The organism is Streptomyces flavofungini, from assembly GCF_041028215.1.
GTDB lineage: Bacteria > Actinomycetota > Actinomycetes > Streptomycetales > Streptomycetaceae > Streptomyces > Streptomyces flavofungini_B.
The window spans coordinates 1-646 of the sequence record NZ_JASKYR010001567.1; the positions used below are offsets into that span (position 1 = coordinate 1).

General features: G+C 77.2%; 1 protein-coding gene and 2 pseudogenes. 1 reads left to right on the plus strand and 2 read right to left on the minus strand.

The window, feature by feature from the left end:
* Together AB8Z36_RS42430 and AB8Z36_RS42435 are read right to left on the minus strand one after the other, a co-directional pair.
* Positions 1-216, minus strand: a pseudogene (locus AB8Z36_RS42430) (tyrosine-protein phosphatase); the annotation flags it as partial.
* 71 nt (positions 217-287) lie between these two features.
* Positions 288-402 (minus strand): annotated as a pseudogene (locus AB8Z36_RS42435) (tyrosine-protein phosphatase); the annotation flags it as partial.
* Between the two features lie 49 nt (positions 403-451).
* On the opposite strand from AB8Z36_RS42435, the gene AB8Z36_RS42210 reads away from it, so the two are divergent.
* On the plus strand, positions 452-646 hold a 195-nt coding region (locus AB8Z36_RS42210), incomplete at its 3' end, for a hypothetical protein (protein WP_369218586.1).

Genomic DNA, 646 nt, shown 5'->3' on the forward strand with positions numbered 1-646 from the left:
GTCCCTGATGATCGTGCGGTACGAGGCGGTCATCCGCTCGGCACCCTTGCCGTCGGCGAGGATGGACCGGAGCTGGTCGAGGTCGCCGTCGCGGACCATCTTCCAGAACTCGGCGCCGTCGGCCGGGTCGCTCAGCGGCAGGTTCACGTTCCGCACCCCGGGCAGCGCCACGTCCGGCCCTTCGAGGCGCTGGTCGGCAGCGTTGCGGAAGTCGAGGGGGGGGGGGGGGGGGGGGGGGGGGGGGGGGGGGGGGGGGGGGGGGGGGGGGGGGGGGGGGGGGGGGGGGGGGAAGAGCCGTCCCGGCCGGACCCGGCGGCCGTCCACCGTCGGCAGCCCGCCCACGTCGCGGAAGTTGCGCACCCCGGCAAGCTCGGGCTCTGTCGACGGGACCTGCTGCGTCACGTGCTCTCCTCGGGCTCCGGTGCGGCCGGCGTCGCTCGCCGGTGGGTCGTTGTCGACGATACGACATGGGTTCGGGGCCCGACCCTCGCGCGGCGGTTACGCGCTGCGGCTCACCGCCCGCGACGAGCTGCTCCACCTCTACTGGGGCCCGCGCGTCACCCTCCGCGACGCCGAGGCGCTCGCCGCCGGGCCACCGCCCCCGGCGCGCGGCTTCGAGTCGCCGCTGGACGGGCGCGAGGAGTAC